This window comes from Streptomyces sp. JH14 (genome assembly GCF_029428675.1).
In the GTDB taxonomy this organism is placed as follows: Bacteria; Actinomycetota; Actinomycetes; order Streptomycetales; family Streptomycetaceae; genus Streptomyces.
In genome coordinates, this window is the sequence record NZ_JAJNEL010000001.1 from 3,356,145 (window position 1) to 3,370,953 (window position 14,809).

The 14,809-nt window shown below is 71.6% G+C and carries 10 protein-coding genes, 3 tRNA genes and 1 pseudogene; 5 read left to right on the forward strand and 9 right to left on the reverse strand.

Features of this window, described 5'->3' with window-relative positions:
- Positions 1 to 37: 37 nt before the first annotated feature.
- The 4 genes from LRD69_RS15045 to purS all read right to left on the reverse strand — a co-directional run bounded on the left by LRD69_RS15045 (position 38) and on the right by purS (position 4,224).
- Positions 38 to 838, reverse strand: a complete 801-nt coding sequence (locus LRD69_RS15045) for a maleylpyruvate isomerase family mycothiol-dependent enzyme (protein WP_277327077.1) — start codon at positions 836 to 838, stop codon at positions 38 to 40.
- Between the two features lie 202 nt (positions 839 to 1,040).
- Positions 1,041 to 3,290, reverse strand: a complete 2,250-nt coding sequence (gene purL / locus LRD69_RS15050; protein ID WP_277327078.1) for a phosphoribosylformylglycinamidine synthase subunit PurL — start codon at positions 3,288 to 3,290, stop codon at positions 1,041 to 1,043.
- Positions 3,287 to 3,967, reverse strand: coding sequence for a phosphoribosylformylglycinamidine synthase subunit PurQ (gene purQ / locus LRD69_RS15055; RefSeq protein WP_277327079.1), 681 nt, complete (start codon positions 3,965 to 3,967; stop codon positions 3,287 to 3,289). The genes purL and purQ overlap by 4 nt, the downstream gene beginning before the upstream one ends.
- The gene (purS, locus tag LRD69_RS15060; protein WP_176729353.1) at positions 3,964 to 4,224 is read right to left on the reverse strand and encodes a phosphoribosylformylglycinamidine synthase subunit PurS; all 261 of its coding nucleotides are present in this window, start codon (positions 4,222 to 4,224) and stop codon (positions 3,964 to 3,966) included. Before purS ends, purQ begins: the two co-directional genes overlap by 4 nt.
- A 381-nt stretch (positions 4,225 to 4,605) precedes the next feature.
- On the opposite strand from purS, the gene LRD69_RS15065 reads away from it, so the two are divergent.
- From LRD69_RS15065 to LRD69_RS15090, 5 genes and pseudogenes are all read left to right on the forward strand, one after another.
- Positions 4,606 to 4,941 carry an Lsr2 family protein gene (locus LRD69_RS15065; protein WP_277327080.1) on the forward strand — a complete coding sequence of 112 codons (336 nt, stop codon included), beginning with the start codon at positions 4,606 to 4,608 and terminating at the stop codon, positions 4,939 to 4,941.
- Between the two features lie 160 nt (positions 4,942 to 5,101).
- Positions 5,102 to 5,173, forward strand: a tRNA-Gly gene (locus LRD69_RS15070).
- Positions 5,174 to 5,254: 81 nt separating this feature from the next.
- A tRNA-Gly gene (locus LRD69_RS15075) sits at positions 5,255 to 5,327 on the forward strand.
- A gap of 359 nt (positions 5,328 to 5,686) precedes the next feature.
- Positions 5,687 to 6,144: pseudogene (locus LRD69_RS15085) on the forward strand (response regulator transcription factor); the annotation flags it as partial.
- A gap of 22 nt (positions 6,145 to 6,166) precedes the next feature.
- Positions 6,167 to 6,242: transfer RNA gene (locus LRD69_RS15090), tRNA-Gly, on the forward strand.
- A gap of 44 nt (positions 6,243 to 6,286) precedes the next feature.
- Here LRD69_RS15090 and LRD69_RS15095 read toward each other — a convergent pair.
- The 5 genes from LRD69_RS15095 to LRD69_RS15115 form a co-directional block, all read right to left on the reverse strand.
- Positions 6,287 to 7,186 carry a phosphoribosylaminoimidazolesuccinocarboxamide synthase gene (locus tag LRD69_RS15095; RefSeq protein ID WP_277327081.1) on the reverse strand — a complete coding sequence of 300 codons (900 nt, stop codon included), beginning with the start codon at positions 7,184 to 7,186 and terminating at the stop codon, positions 6,287 to 6,289.
- A gap of 133 nt (positions 7,187 to 7,319) precedes the next feature.
- Positions 7,320 to 8,780, reverse strand: coding sequence for a N,N-dimethylformamidase beta subunit family domain-containing protein (locus LRD69_RS15100; protein ID WP_277327082.1), 1,461 nt, complete (start codon positions 8,778 to 8,780; stop codon positions 7,320 to 7,322).
- A 214-nt stretch (positions 8,781 to 8,994) separates the two neighbouring features.
- Positions 8,995 to 10,794 (reverse strand): hypothetical protein, encoded by a 1,800-nt coding sequence (locus LRD69_RS15105; RefSeq protein WP_277327083.1) that lies wholly within the window; start codon positions 10,792 to 10,794, stop codon positions 8,995 to 8,997.
- 438 nt (positions 10,795 to 11,232) lie between these two features.
- A complete protein-coding gene (purD, locus tag LRD69_RS15110) occupies positions 11,233 to 12,483 on the reverse strand; it encodes a phosphoribosylamine--glycine ligase (protein WP_277327084.1) in 1,251 nt (416 codons plus the stop codon).
- Between the two features lie 92 nt (positions 12,484 to 12,575).
- Positions 12,576 to 14,753, reverse strand: a complete 2,178-nt coding sequence (locus LRD69_RS15115) for a DNA polymerase III subunit gamma and tau (RefSeq protein ID WP_277327085.1) — start codon at positions 14,751 to 14,753, stop codon at positions 12,576 to 12,578.
- Between the last annotated feature and the right edge of the window lie 56 nt (positions 14,754 to 14,809).

Below are 14,809 nucleotides of genomic sequence, written 5' to 3' on the forward strand. Positions count from 1 at the left end.
GACGGGGCGAGGGTCCGGTCCGGTTCCCCCGCCTCCGTCAGCGGAGCAGCGGCAGCAGGTCGCTCAGGTCGGCCCGCTCACCGCTCGCGCTGACTTTCGCCTCGTCGAGCGCCCGGGACCACTGCGTACGCCCGGTGGCGAGCCGGATCCAGGTCAGCGGATCGGTCTCGACGACATTGGGCGGCGTACCGCGGGTGTGCTTCGGACCCTGGACGCACTGGACGACCGAGAACGGCGGGACGCGCACCTCGACCGAACCGCCGGGCGCCTTCTCCGCAAGGGCGTCGGTGAGCAGCCGGGTGCAGGCGGCGAGGGCCTGCCGGTCGTACGGGATGTCCAGCCCGGCCGCCGCGTTCAGGTCGTCCGTGTGCACGACCAGTTCGACGGTGCGGGTGACGAGGAAGTCGCCCAGCCGCATCACGCCCACCCGGGTCGGCAGCAGCCGGTCCTCGGCCACGCCCGGCACCGCCGCCTCGAACCGGTCGGCGGTCTCCGCGTACAACGCGTCGAGGTCGGGGCGGTCCGTGGCGAGCGCCGCGGCGTCGTCGGCGATCCGGCCGGCCCGCCCGGCGGTCGAGAACGGCCACTCCAGCAGCGTGAGCTCGGGCTTCTCGCCGGGCGGTTCCGGCAGCTCCAGGTTCCGGCAGACGTTCGAGACAGCCATCGTCAGATGGGCGGCGAGCTCGCGCACCGTCCACTCCCCGAGCCGGGTCGGCAGAGCCAGCTGATCCTGCGTCAGAGTGCCGACCGCCGCCCGGACATGGGCGAACTGCGCCTGCACGGCGGTGCGGGTCCGGACGAGGTCGTAGCGGCGGGCGCGCTTCTGGGACGGCGGCATGGCAGCGAGCCTACGGGCAGTCGGCAGGCGCCGTGCCCCGGTCGGCCTCGGTCGTGGAGGACCCCAGGCGGTGCTCCGAGCCGCAGTGACGCTGCGACTCACCACCGCCCGACCGATCCGGCACCGGGACGCACGCGATGACGAAGCCCCCGCCCGGTGGACCGGACGGGGGCTTCGCTCAAAGCGCTGACACGGAACCGGCTCAGGCGAGCAGACCCGGGATGGTCGCTTCGTGCGCCGTACGGAGCTCGCTCAGCGGGATGCTGAACTCGCCCTGGACCTCGATCTCCTCGCCGTCCACGACACCGATGCGGGTGACGGGCAGACCCCGCGCCCCGCACATGTCGTTGAAGCGGAGCTCCTCGCTGCGCGGAATCGAGACGACCGCGCGGCCCGCCGACTCCGAGAAGAGGAAGGTGAACGCGTCCAGACCGTCCGGCACGACCAGCCGGGCACCCTTCCCGCCACGCAGGCAGGACTCGGTGACCGCCTGGATCAGACCGCCGTCGGAGAGGTCGTGCGCCGCGTCGACCATGCCGTCGCGGGACGCCGAGATCAGGATCTCGCCGAGCAGCTTCTCGCGGGCCAGATCGACCTTGGGCGGCAGCCCGCCGAGGTGGTTGTGGACGACCTCGGACCAGGCCGAGCCGCCGAACTCCTCACGCGTGTCGCCGAGCAGGTAGAGGAGCTGGCCCTCTTCCTTGAAGGCGACCGGCGTACGCCGCGTCACGTCGTCGATCACACCGAGCACGGCCACGACCGGCGTCGGGTGGATCGCCGTCTCACCGGTCTGGTTGTACAGCGACACATTGCCGCCGGTGACCGGGGTGCCGAGCTCCAGGCAGCCGTCCGCGAGACCACGGGTGGCCTCGGCGAACTGCCACATGACGTCCGGGTCCTCGGGCGAACCGAAGTTCAGGCAGTCCGAGATGGCGAGCGGCTTGGCGCCGGAGGTGGCGACGTTGCGGTACGCCTCCGCCAGTGCGAGCTGCGCGCCGGTGTACGGGTCGAGCTTCGCGTACCGGCCGTTGCCGTCGGTCGCCATGGCCACGCCGAGGTTCGACTTCTCGTCGATCCGGACCATGCCGGCGTCCTCGGGCATCGCGAGCACGGTGTTGCCCTGCACGAACCGGTCGTACTGGTCCGTGATCCACGCCTTGGAGGCCTGGTTCGGGGAGGCGACCAGCTTGAGGACCTGCTCGCGCAGCTCGGCCGCGTTCGCCGGCCGGGCCAGCTTGTTCGCGTCGTCGGCCTGCAGCGCGTCCTGCCAGGACGGGCGGGCGAACGGGCGGTGGTACGTCGGGCCCTCGTGCGCGACGGACCGCGGCGGCACGTCGACGATCTGCTCGCCGTGCCAGAAGATCTCCAGCTGCGAGCCCTCGGTCACCTCACCGATGACGGTGGCGATGACGTCCCACTTCTCGCAGATCTCCAGGAAGCGGTCGACGTGCTGCGGCTCGACGATCGCGCACATGCGCTCCTGCGACTCGCTCATGAGGATTTCCTCGGGCGAGAGGGAGGAGTCGCGCAGCGGGACGGTGTCCAGCTCGACGCGCATACCGCCGGAGCCGGCGGAGGCCAGCTCGGAGGTGGCGCAGGACAGGCCGGCGCCGCCGAGGTCCTGGATACCGGCGACGAGCTTCTCGCCGAAGATCTCCAGGGTGCACTCGATCAGGAGCTTCTCCTGGAACGGGTCGCCGACCTGGACGGCCGGACGCTTCGCCGGGCCGGTCGACTCGAAGGTCTCCGAGGCCAGGACCGAGACGCCGCCGATGCCGTCGCCGCCGGTGCGGGCGCCGTAGAGGATCACCTTGTTGCCGGGGCCGGAGGCCTGGGCGAGGTGGATGTCCTCGTGCTTCATCACACCGATGCAGCCGGCGTTGACGAGCGGGTTGCCCTGGTAGCAGGCGTCGAAGACGACCTCGCCGCCGATGTTCGGCAGGCCGAGACAGTTGCCGTACCCGCCGATGCCCGCGACGACGCCGGGCAGGACCCGCTTGGTGTCGGGGTGGTCGGCCGCACCGAACCGCAGCGGGTCGACGACCGCGACGGGGCGGGCGCCCATGGCGAGGATGTCGCGGACGATGCCGCCGACGCCGGTGGCCGCGCCCTGGTAGGGCTCGATGTACGAGGGGTGGTTGTGCGACTCGACCTTGAAGGTGACCGCGTAACCCTGACCGACGTCGACCACACCGGCGTTCTCGCCGATGCCGACGAGCATCGCGTCGTTGGCCGGGACCTTCTCGCCGAACTGCTTGAGATGGACCTTGCTGCTCTTGTAGGAGCAGTGCTCGGACCACATCACGGAGTACATGGCGAGCTCGGCGCCGGTGGGACGGCGGCCCAGGATCTCGCGGATCCGGGCGTACTCGTCCTCCTTGAGGCCGAGCTCCTTCCAGGGCTGCGCCGTGTCCGGGGTCTCGGCCGCGTGCTTGACCGTATCCAGGCTCATGCGTTGACCAGCTTCTTGATGATCGAGGTGAAGAAACCGAGACCGTCGGTGCGACCGGTTCCGATCAGCGGCTCGACGGCGTGCTCCGGGTGCGGCATCAGGCCGACGACGTTGCCCGCGGCGTTGGTGATGCCGGCGATGTCGCGCAGCGAACCGTTGGGGTTCACGTCCAGGTAGCGGAAGGCGACCCGGCCCTCCGCCTCCAGCTCGTCGAGGACGCGCTCGTCGGCGACGTAACGCCCGTCCATGTTCTTGAGCGGTACGGAGATTTCCTGGCCCGCGGAGTAGTCCGAGGTCCAGGCGGTCTCCGCGTTCTCGACGCGCAGCTTCTGGTCGCGGCAGATGAAGTGCAGGTGATTGTTGCGCAGCATCGCGCCGGGCAGCAGATGCGCCTCGGTCAGAATCTGGAAGCCGTTGCAGATACCGAGGACCGGCATTCCGGCCTTCGCCTGCTCGATGACGGTCTCCATGACCGGCGAGAACCGGGAGATGGCTCCGGCCCGCAGATAGTCGCCGTAGGAGAAGCCGCCCGCCAGGATGACCGCGTCGACCTGGTGCAGGTTCTTGTCGCGGTGCCACAGCGATACGGGTTCGGCGCCCGCGACCCGTACGGCCCTCAGGCTGTCCTGGTCGTCGAGCGTGCCGGGGAAGGTGACGACTCCGATACGAGCAGTCACTTCGACTCCTCGGCCTTCTCCACCTTCACGGTGAAGTCCTCGATGACGGTGTTGGCGAGGAACGTCTCCGCCATCTCATGAATGCGGCTGAGGGCGGCGTCGTCGACCGGCCCCTCGACCTCGAGCTCGAAACGCTTTCCCTGACGTACGTCCGCGATTCCCTCGAAGCCGAGACGGGGCAGCGCACGCTGCACCGCCTGTCCTTGCGGGTCGAGGATCTCCGGCTTGAGCATGACGTCGACTACGACGCGTGCCACTGGCACTCCCGGTGGTGGTGTGGTGCGGCTGTTTCTCCGGGGGGCTCCCCAGACCCCCGCAGGTGACCTCAGCTTACCTGGCCAGAAATTCTACGCGGGTAGATATCGCCGGCCATGATCACACCGAGATATCGGGCGTGCCAACACGCAGGGAATGTCCTACGAAAAAAATCCTCACAGGATCACGCGGAGAAGGCGGACACGCGGAGGTAATTGGCCGGGCTTCACAATGCGGCGCCAACCGCTGTACAAATGATTAGCAGGGAAAGCAACATTGCCCCTAAACAGTCGACACCGGTCGACCTGCATCCGCCTGACAGCCAGAAGGCCGACATCAGCCCATGTCAGATGCGCGGATGCCGTAGGAAAGGACCAATATCCGTGGCTCAGCGCGTAGTGGTCACGCTCTCCGACGACATCGACGGGGGAGCAGCGGCGGAAACGGTTACCTTCGCCCTGGACGGGAAGTCGTACGAGATCGACCTGAATCCGTCCAATGCAAAGAAACTGCGCAAGGTCCTGGCCCCGTACATGGCGGCAGGCCGTAAGCAGACAAAAACCGGCAAGCACGGCAGGACCCCCGTGTCGTACCGGCACACCGCGCTCGCACCCGACCCGGCGGCCGTGCGCGCCTGGGCCCGGTCCCACCAGATGGAGGTGCCGGCCCGCGGCCGGATCCCCAAGAAGGTCTACGAGGCGTTCCGTGAAGCGAGTTGAGGGGCGGCCGGGAAACGACCCGCGAGGTGCGAGGGGACGTCACCCGAGCGCACCTGCGACGACACCCCGCGGGCACCGACTTGCGCGACACCCCATCAGTTCGGCTAGAGTCTGGAGCACGCCGAGGGGCGAGGCCGAAAGGCCGGACCTCACGCAGCGTGCGGGTGTAGTTCAGTAGCAGAACATCCCCCTTCCAGGGGGAAGGCGCAGTGTGCAATTCCTGTCACCCGCTCTGCATCGCTCTTTCAGACCACTCCGGTGGATCAGGTAGAGTGGTGCTCGCACCGCCCGGTGAAAGCCGAGCGGCAGCAATGCGGACGTGGCTCAGTTGGTAGAGCATCACCTTGCCAAGGTGAGGGTCGCGAGTTCGAATCTCGTCGTCCGCTCTTGATCGTGTGAAGGCCCTGGTCGATATCGACCAGGGCCTTCGTCGTATTCCGGCGCCCCACTCCATAACCGCCCATGACGCTTGTCCCGAACAGTGGCGACAGCCCGCGCTCACCCGGCACCACCTGGAAGAGACGGAATCGCCCGCCGGCCGGCCGGCGATCATGCACCGGGGCCGGACCGTGGTGGCGGGCACGCCCGCCAGAGGCGACGGCGTCCGTCCGGCCCGGATCCGGTTCGGACTGCCTGACGGGATCGCCGCGCCGCGGCTGCCGCTACAGCTTCGGTCCGCGTCCGGCGGCCGGCGGACCGGGATCCGCACCCGCACCGGCTGCAGGAGACGCTGAGCGAACTGCATGTGGCGGTGCTCGATCTGCAGATGCCGGGCACGGACGGTGTGAGCGTGGCCACATCACTGCGGGCCGAACCGCCCGGCTGCCGGATCATGATCGCAACCGGTCACGGCCGACGCGGGCATCTGAAGCGGGCGCTCGCGGCGGGCGTGCGGGCGTTCGTGCCGAAGACGGACGGCGCTCGTGGCCGGCCGGCATCATCCCTGCCGTGCATGCCGGAAACCGGTCTGTGGACCCGGAGTTGGCCGTCGGCGTGATCTTCGCCGGGGACTCTCCGCTGACCGTGCGCGAGGCCGACGGGCTGGAACTGGCGGCGGACGGGGCGCCTGTCGCGGAGATCGCGGAACGGGCGTCACTGTCGCGGGGAACCGTGCGGAACCACCTCTCCGCGGCCGCCTCGAAGCTCGGCGCGGAGAACCGACATGCGGCGGTGCGTCTCGTACGGGAGCGAGCGTGGGTATAGTTGGTCTCGCGCTTCGGCGCATGCGAACGTAGCTCAGCTGGTAGAGCGCAACCTTGCCAAGGTTGAGGTCGCGAGTTCGAACCTCGTCGTTCGCTCCACGCAAGAAGGCCCCGGTCCTCGTGACCGGGGCCTTCTTCGTGTCCTACTGCCAGGTGGTGCCGGTGAGGAGTTCGTACGCCTCCAGGTACTTCGACCGGGTCGCCTCGACGATCTCCTGCGGCAGGGCCGGGGGCGGCTGCTCGCTCGTACGGTCCCAGCCGGAGGCCGGCGAGGTCAGCCAGTCGCGCACGAACTGCTTGTCGTACGAGGGCTGGGCCCTGCCCGGCTCCCAGGCGGCGGCCGGCCAGAAACGGGACGAGTCCGGGGTCAGCACCTCGTCCGCGATGATCAGCTCATCACCGTCGAAGCCGAACTCGAACTTCGTGTCCGCGAGGATGATGCCGCGCTCACGGGCGATGTCCCGGGCGCGGCCGTAGACGTCCAGAGTCGTCCGGCGCAGTTGGGAGGCGGTCTCCGCGCCGACTTCACGGGCCACTTCCTCGTACGACACGTTCTCGTCGTGGTCGCCGACGGCCGCCTTGGTGGCGGGCGTGAAGATCGGTGCCGGGAGTTCGGAGCCGTCGACGAGGCCCTCGGGAAGGGCGAGGCCGCAGACCGTACGGGACGCGTTGTACTCGACGAGGCCCGAGCCGGTCAGATAGCCACGGGCGACGCACTCGACCGGGACCATCCGCAGCGACCTGCAGATCAGCGTCCGGCCGGCCCAGTCCTCCGGGGCTCCGGCGGGGAGCTCCGTGGACAGGACGTGGTTCGGGACGAGATCGGCGAGCTGGTCGAACCACCACAGCGAGAGCCGGGTGAGGACGCGGCCCTTGTCGGGGATCTCGGTGGGCAGGACCCAGTCGTACGCGGACATGCGGTCGCTGGCGACCATCACGAGGTCGCCCGCCTCGTTCCGGTACAGGTCGCGCACCTTGCCGGTGTGGAGGTGGGTGAGTCCGGGGACCACCACAGGTTCGGGCTTTTCTACAAATCCGGACACGCTGCCTCCGCGTAGGTTGATCCAGGAGTCGTTCCGATTGTCCCGTATCCGGGTGGGTGACGTGGAGCGGGGGTGGAGCGGGGCGGCGTGGGGCGGCCGCATCGCGCCGCTCGGGCGTATGTGCGGATGTCCGTCAGGCGCGTTTGCAGATGCGGTCGAGGAGATTGGCGGTGGCCCGCTGGATGCGGGTGTCCACATGGCCGGGACGGTCCAGCGCCGGGGACCAGGCGAACGTGCCGGAGGCGAAGACGAGGGCGCCCGAGGGGGCCCGGTAGAGGGACGTCTCCTGGTGGCGTGTCACACCTTCGCTGTCCTGGTACGGGGAGTGGGCGAGCAGGATGCGGTTCTCGTGCTCGGGGAGCGTGGTCCGCGGGAAGTAGCGGTCGGCCTCGCCCGCCACCAGGCCGTCGATCTCGTCGCCCTCGCCGGCCCCGGTCGCGTCCCAGAGCCAGTGCTGCGCGTTCCGCACGACCAGGGGGTGCGGGTCGGGGACCCGGCCCGCGTACTGAATGCCGAGGAGCTGCTGCTCGGCCCGGTCGACCTCGCGCCAGAGCGCGGGCTTCCCCGGGCCACGGCGCTTGCGGCAGGTGAGCAGCCGGTCCGGTACCCCGGACGGCGAGGGGGCGAGGCTGACCTGCCAGTACATGGTGTTGGCGGAGAGGAAGACGAGCGAGGTCCCGCCGTCCCGGGCGGCCTCCGCGGTGCGGCGCATCGGCACGGACCAGTACTCGTCGTGGCCCGGGAAGACCAGGCCCCGGTAGCGCCCGGGGTCGACCCGGCCGGCATGCAGATCGCGGGTGTCGGCATACGCGATGTCGTAGCCGTACCGCTCGGCCCAGCGGATGAAGTCGTAGGCGTGGCCGACGTGGAGCGGCAGGCCGGCGCCTGCGTACGGGCGGTCGAAGGAGACGGTGACCGCGGCGTCCTCCTCGCCCAGGAGCCGGCCCTGCTCGTCCCAGGCGTGGTAGAGACTCGCGCCGGTGCGGCCGTCCTCGGGATAGAGGTTGTACGCCTGCCAGGTGATGTCCGGCAGGACGAGCAGCAGATCGGCCGGGTGGTCGTCGCGGACCGTGAACGGGATGTGGGAGCGGTATCCGTCGGCCGTGGTGAGGACGGCGACATAGGCGCCGATCGACCAGTAGGCAGGGATCTGCAGCCGCCAGGACAGCCACCAGTGGTGGCAGGAGACGGTGCGGTCGGCGGCGAGCGGGGGCGGCTGGACGATGCCGGAGAGCCGCGGACTGGTGGTGATCTTGGCGGCGCCGTCGCCCCCGTAGTGACCGATCCGGTAGATGTCCACGGAGAACTGCTGGGGCGGGTCGACGGTGATGTGGAAGTCGATCGCCTCGCCGGGGGCCGCGGCGCCGGTCGAGATGAAGCCCTTGATCTGGCGGTGCACGTCGTCGGCGGTACGGGTGCCGCCGCCGGTGCCGCGGGCCAGGGCGAGATCGGCGTACCAGGGGACGACCTGGCCGGTGTCGTCGAAGTAGTTCTCGCTGCCGCGCAGCCAGGGCAGCGGACCCTGACCGAAGGGGTCGGAGACGGCGTGCGCGAGGGCACCCGATTCCCACCGGCGAATCTGCTCCGCCCCCATATCGCTACCTCCCTCGAGTCCCCCGAGACAACTGTGGTGTGCCGACTGTGGTGTGCCATGTGCACGCGCCGCGTGTCAGCCTGTGATGCCGCCGCTGTCAGCGCCGATCCCCAGCACATCACATAACGCATGCACTCCGTCACCGTTCGTCGTGAATTGACGTGAACGGAACCCACCCTTCCGGATGTTGATGGTGCCGGGGTGGGTCCCTGTGTCACACGAGACGGACGGGTTTGTCGGTGCGGACGCCGACCGAGGCGAGCCAGGATCGGAGCGGTCCGGCGTCCCCGTCCTCGACCAGGCTGAGGACCGGACTGCCCAGATCCGCCCGGCGCTCGCCGTCGACCAGGAGGGCCGGCCCGTCGAGCCAGTCGAGGCCGGGCGTCGCGCCCGCCGTGTCCACGGCGGCGCAGCAGACCATCGCCGCGACGTGGTCGGCGAGCAGCTCCGTACCCGTACGCGGCGGCTGGAGCGGGAAGAGCGGGAGAGGGGCGGGACCCCAGAAGTCGAGCATGTCATCGCCTCCGGGGTCTCCGGCGGCTCCGGGGGGCGAACCCGTGGGCAGGTGCTGAGGGGCTGCGGCCTCCTCGCGGGCCACCGCGGCGCTGATCCCGGCCGCGAGCTCCTCGCCCCGTCCGCCCGGGCCGGCGAGATGCTCCACGACCCGGGCGAGCGTGGGCACGGCGACAGGATCGGCGCTGCGCGCCCTGGCCGCCCGGGCCGCACCGACCGACCCGGCTTCCGTGGCCCCCACGGACGCCTCGCTCAGTCCTTCGGCCGTCGGCGCGGGCGGCACACCCACTGCGTCCAGGACACGCAGCAGACGGGCCGCCTCGGCGCGCCACTTCCGGTCGACGACCTCGTCCGGATACTGCTGCCAGTCGACCGGGGACCAGTCGGGACCGGCCTCCGCGGGACCGCCGTGGAAGAGCCGGGCAGCCAGCAGCGAGGCCGCCTCGTCGGCCGCACCGGGCTCCTCCAAGAGGTCGCAGGCGGGGCGCTCGCCGAGCCGTGACGCGAAGCCCTCGGCGAGCCGGTCGCGCCGGGACAGCTCCGTGAGGGCGGAGACGACACCCGCGTCGAGCCGGGACGGCCAGCGGCCCATCCGCCAGGCGGGCAGCGCGACCCGGGTGAGCAGCCGGTCCCAGCCCGCGTAGGCGAGGCCGACCTGCTCCTGGGCTGCGATCCGCAGCCCGTAATCCACAGCCTGTGCACGCTCGGACGCGGCGGCGGCAACGCCCCGTTCCATCGCGGCGGCATGGCCACGGCAGCTGCGCAGCAGCAGCCGGGCGATCCAGCCGACAAAGACGCGCGGCAGCCTGCGCAGCTTCGCGAGCGGTCCCGGGGCGGGGGCGGCCGCGTCGGCGACCGCGCCGTCCAGCCCCCGTACGAAACGGCGGGCGGCGGCTATGTCGGGGTGGGCGGAGGGGCCCGTGCCCGCGACGACGGGGGCGAGCACCGCCCGTAGTTCCGCGACCCGCATCCACCACAGGAACGGCGAGCCGATGACCAGCACAGGCGCCGCCTGCACCCGGCGCCGACGGCCGCCGGAGGCGGCGCTCCACCGGGCGCCCGCGGCGTTCCCGGCAGGCTGCGCGGAGGGATGGGTGCGGTCCTCCAGCCAGCTGTCGCAGTCGGGCGTGAGGGCTATCGCCGACGGTGCGGGCACGCCGAGCCGGTCGGCGAGGTCCCGGACCAGCCGGTAGAGATCGGGGGCGGCCTGCTCCGTGAGCGGGACGGTCGGGCTGACCGCCGGTCTCGCTCGTACGATCGCGACCGAGACCGCAGCAGCGCCCAGCAGCACGACCACCGCGCACGCCGTCACCACCCAGCGCGCGGTGTCCCAGCCGCTGCCGCCGATACGGCCCTGCGCGGCCGCGACGAGCAGCACGACGGCAACCGCCGCCGGCAGCAGGGCCGCGGCCGTGGCCCTGCTGCGGATGCGCAGCAGGGCGAGAGCTCGGGTGCGCGCAGCCTGCACACCCAGCTCCTCACCAGTACCGGTACCGGACACAGCCGGACGTCACCCCCTCTGCCCCCGCGGCGGTATTGCTCACTCCCCCACTGTGGCACCCGTCACTGACATCGCAATGCCGGTGGGCCAAGTGCCGGAACGCTTGCGCCGCACCCTAGTTGGGGCCTCGACGAACGTCATCCGGATGGCCTAGCCGTCACTCGATGGAATGGCTTTGGGCAAAGGTGCTGACGTGCCGGTGTCCATGCGGCAAAGGGGCTCGGGCGGGCCGGCCGGAGCCGTCGCCGGCGGCGGGCGGGGGCCGGTCGCGCGGCAGCCGGTCGAGGGGGTCGCGGTGGCCGCCCGGGCGCCCGGGCGGCAGCTGCTCATCCGCCCGGCCGGGGCTCGGGCGGCATGGCCGCGCCCCCTCCGGCCGGGGGCCGGAGGGGGCGCGATGTGTGGGGTCGGCCGGGAGCGCGAAGGTCTCCCGGCCTCCGGTCAGGCTCCGGCGGCCTTCCGGGCGATGTCCGTACGCAGCTGCGAGCCGTCGAGCCGGATCCGGGCGGCCGCCGTGTAGGCGCGCTCACGCGCGTCGGCGAGGTCCTTGCCGGTCGCGGTCACGGACAGCACACGGCCGCCCGCGCTGACGATCGTGTCGCCTTCGCGCCTGGTCCCGGCGTGCAGGACGTACGCATGCGGGGCGTCCTGCGCCGCCACGTCGTCGAGGCCCTCGATCGGGTCACCCGTCCGCGGCGTGTCCGGGTAGTTGTGCGAGGCGATGACCACGGTGACCGCGGCGTCGTCGCGCCACTTGAGCAGGGGGAGCTGGTCGAGGGTGCCGTTGGCGGAGCCCAGCAGGACACCGGCCAGCGGGGTCTTCAGCCGGGCCAGGACCACCTGGGTCTCCGGGTCGCCGAAGCGGGCGTTGAACTCGATGACGCGGACGCCGCGCGAGGTGATCGCGAGACCCGCGTACAGCAGCCCGGAGAACGGGGTGCCGCGGCGGCGGAGTTCGTCGACGGTCGGCTGGAGGACCGTCTCCATGACCTCGTCGACCAGCTTGGGGTCGGCCCACGGAAGCGGGGAGTACGCGCCCATGCCGCCGGTGTTCGGGCCCTCGTCGTCGTCGAGGGCGCGCTTGAAGTCCTGGGCGGGCTGGAGCGGCAGCACGGTGGTGCCGTCCGTGATCGCGAAGAGGCTCACCTCGGGGCCGTCGAGGAACTCCTCGATGACCACACGTTCGCAGGCCAGCGCGTGGGCGCGGGCGGTCGCGACGTCGTCCGTGACGACGACGCCCTTGCCGGCGGCGAGGCCGTCGTCCTTGACGACGTACGGGGCGCCGAAGGCATCGAGGGCGGAGTCGATCTCCGCGGGGGTGGTGCAGACGTAGCTGCGGGCGGTGGGGACACCTGCGCCGGCCATCACGTCCTTGGCGAACGCCTTGGAGCCCTCCAGCTGGGACGCCTCACGGGAGGGCCCGAAGCAGGGGATGCCGGCTGCGCGCACGGCGTCCGCGACCCCGGCGACGAGCGGAGCCTCGGGGCCGACGACCACCAGCTCGGCGCCCAGTTCGGTGGCGAGGCGCGCGACGGCGTCGCCGTCGAGTGCGTCGACCGGGTGCAGTTCGGCCACCTCTGCGATGCCGGCATTGCCGGGCGCGCAGTACAGAGCGGTGACCTCGGGGTCGAGGGAGAGAGAGCGGCACAGGGCGTGTTCGCGGGCGCCGCCGCCGATGACGAGGACCTTCACGGGGTGCAGCCTAGCCGCCGGGGCGCGGCGGCCTTGACGGAAGCCGCTCCGTGGACGGCCTGCGGGGCGTGCCGCGGGCTGTCCGAGGAGCGCTACTCGTTGGTGAACTCCTCGACGACCGTGGCGCCCAGCTCCCGGACGATCAGGTCATGGCCGGAGAGCGCCGAGTCGACCAGATCCGGGTCGTCCGCCTCCGGGGTGTCGTCCTCCGGGGCGACCGAACGCGGCGGCTCGGGGGCGGCGTGCGACTGCGGGGCGGGTGCCGCGGCAGGGGCGGCGTTCGGCTGCTGGTGCGGGGCCGGTGCGGGCCGGGACTCGTACTGCTGCGGGGCGGGTGCGGCCGGGCGCTGCTGCACCGGGGGGGCGGACGGACGGCCGCCACCGGTCTGCGGGGGCTGTCCCGCGCCGCCCGACGGGTCGACGATCGCCTCGATCTTCCACTGCATGTTGAACTGCTCGGCGAGGGCCTGCTTGAGCACGTCCTCGCTGCCGCTGCTCGCGAAGTTGTCGCGGGCGCCGGCGTTGAGGAAGCCGATCTGCAGGGTGGTGCCGTCGAAGCCGGTGACCTGCGCGTTCTGACTGAGCAGGATCCAGGTGAACCGGCGCCGGTTCTTCACGGCCTCCAGGATGTCCGGCCACATGTTCCGCACCTGGGCCGAGCCCTGCGCCATGCCCGGACCGGGCTGGGCCGCACCGGGAACGGCGGCCGCGGGAACCGGGGCAGGAGCGGGGGCGGGGGCGGCGGGGGCCGGTGCCTGTCCCGGAGCGGAGGCGGTCGGCCAGCCACCGGGACGGCGCCCGGACTCCGGCGCTGCCGCGGCGGGCCATGCCCCGGGACGCTGCCCGCCGGCGGGAGCCTCGGCGGGAGGCTGCGGAGCGGGGGCGGCGGGGGCGGCAGCAGCGGGCGCGGCGTACGGCGCGGGCGGCGCGGACACGGCAGGGGGTGCGACGGAAGCGCCGGCCGGCGCGGCCTCGGGGACGTCTCCGCGTACGGCGGCGCGCGCCGCAGCGACCCCGTCACCCGGCGCCGCCGTGGCCACGGGCGCATGCGCCTGTGCCTCCGGCCCCGGTACGTACCCCAGGGCGGGGCCCGCCCCGGCGGCCGCGAAGGAGGCACCGCGCTCCAGCCGGTCCAGCCGGGCCTGCAGCGAACGCTCGTCGTCGAAGGCCGCGGGCAGCAGCACCCGGGCGCAGATCAGCTCGACCTGGAGGCGCGGCGAGGTCGCCCCGCGCATCTCCGTGAGCCCTTCGTTGACCAGGTCGGCGGCGCGGCTCAGCTCGGCGGCGCCGAAGACGGACGCCTGGGCCTGCATCCGCTCGACCACGTCGGCGGGCGCGTCGATGAGGCCCTTCTCCCCGGCGTCCGGCACGGCGGCCAGGATCACCAGGTCGCGCAGCCGCTCCAGCAGGTCGGCGACGAAGCGCCGTGGGTCGTTGCCTCCCTCGATCACCCGGTCCACCACTTCGAACGCCGCTGCCCCGTCGCCCGCCGCGAACGCGTCCACGACGGAGTCGAGCAGCGAGCCGTCCGTGTAGCCGAGGAGCGACGTCGCCATGGCGTAGGTCACACCGTCGTCGCCCGCTCCCGCCAGCAGCTGGTCCATCACGGACATCGAGTCACGCACGGATCCGGCACCGGCCCGCACGACCAGAGGCAGCACGCCGTCCTCGACGTAGCTGTTCTCCTTGCCGCAGACCTCGGCGAGATATTCGCGCAGCGTCCCCGGCGGCACGAGGCGGAACGGGTAGTGATGCGTGCGCGACCGGATCGTGCCGATGACCTTCTCGGGCTCGGTGGTCGCAAAGATGAACTTGAGGTGCTCCGGCGGCTCCTCGACCACCTTCAGCAGGGCGTTGAACCCCGCCGGCGTGACCATGTGCGCCTCGTCGATGATGTAGATCTTGTAACGACTCGACGCGGGTCCGAAGAACGCCTTCTCCCGCAGATCACGGGCGTCGTCCACGCCACCGTGCGATGCGGCGTCGATCTCGATGACATCGATCGATCCCGGCCCGTTGCGCGCGAGGTCCCGGCAGGACTGGCACTCCCCGCAGGGAGTCGGCGTGGGCCCCTGCTCGCAGTTCAGACAGCGGGCGAGGATGCGCGCACTGGTCGTCTTCCCGCAGCCGCGCGGACCACTGAACAGGTACGCGTGATTGACCCGGTTGTTCCGCAGGGCCTGCTGCAGCGGGTCAGTGACATGCTCCTGCCCGATGACCTCGGCGAACGACTCGGGGCGGTAGCGGCGGTACAGCGCAAGGGACGACACACATACGAGGTTATCGGGGCGGACCGACAACCGGGCCCGGCCCGGGCACACCACCG

Coding starts and splice junctions, on each gene's coding strand:
- LRD69_RS15045 (WP_277327077.1), bottom strand. CDS start 838: ATGCCGCCGTCCCAGAAGCGCGCCCGCCGCTACGACCTCGTCCGGACC.
- purL (WP_277327078.1), bottom strand. CDS start 3,290: ATGAGCCTGGATACGGTCAAGCACGCGGCCGAGACCCCGGACACGGCG.
- LRD69_RS15100 (WP_277327082.1), bottom strand. CDS start 8,780: ATGGGGGCGGAGCAGATTCGCCGGTGGGAATCGGGTGCCCTCGCGCAC.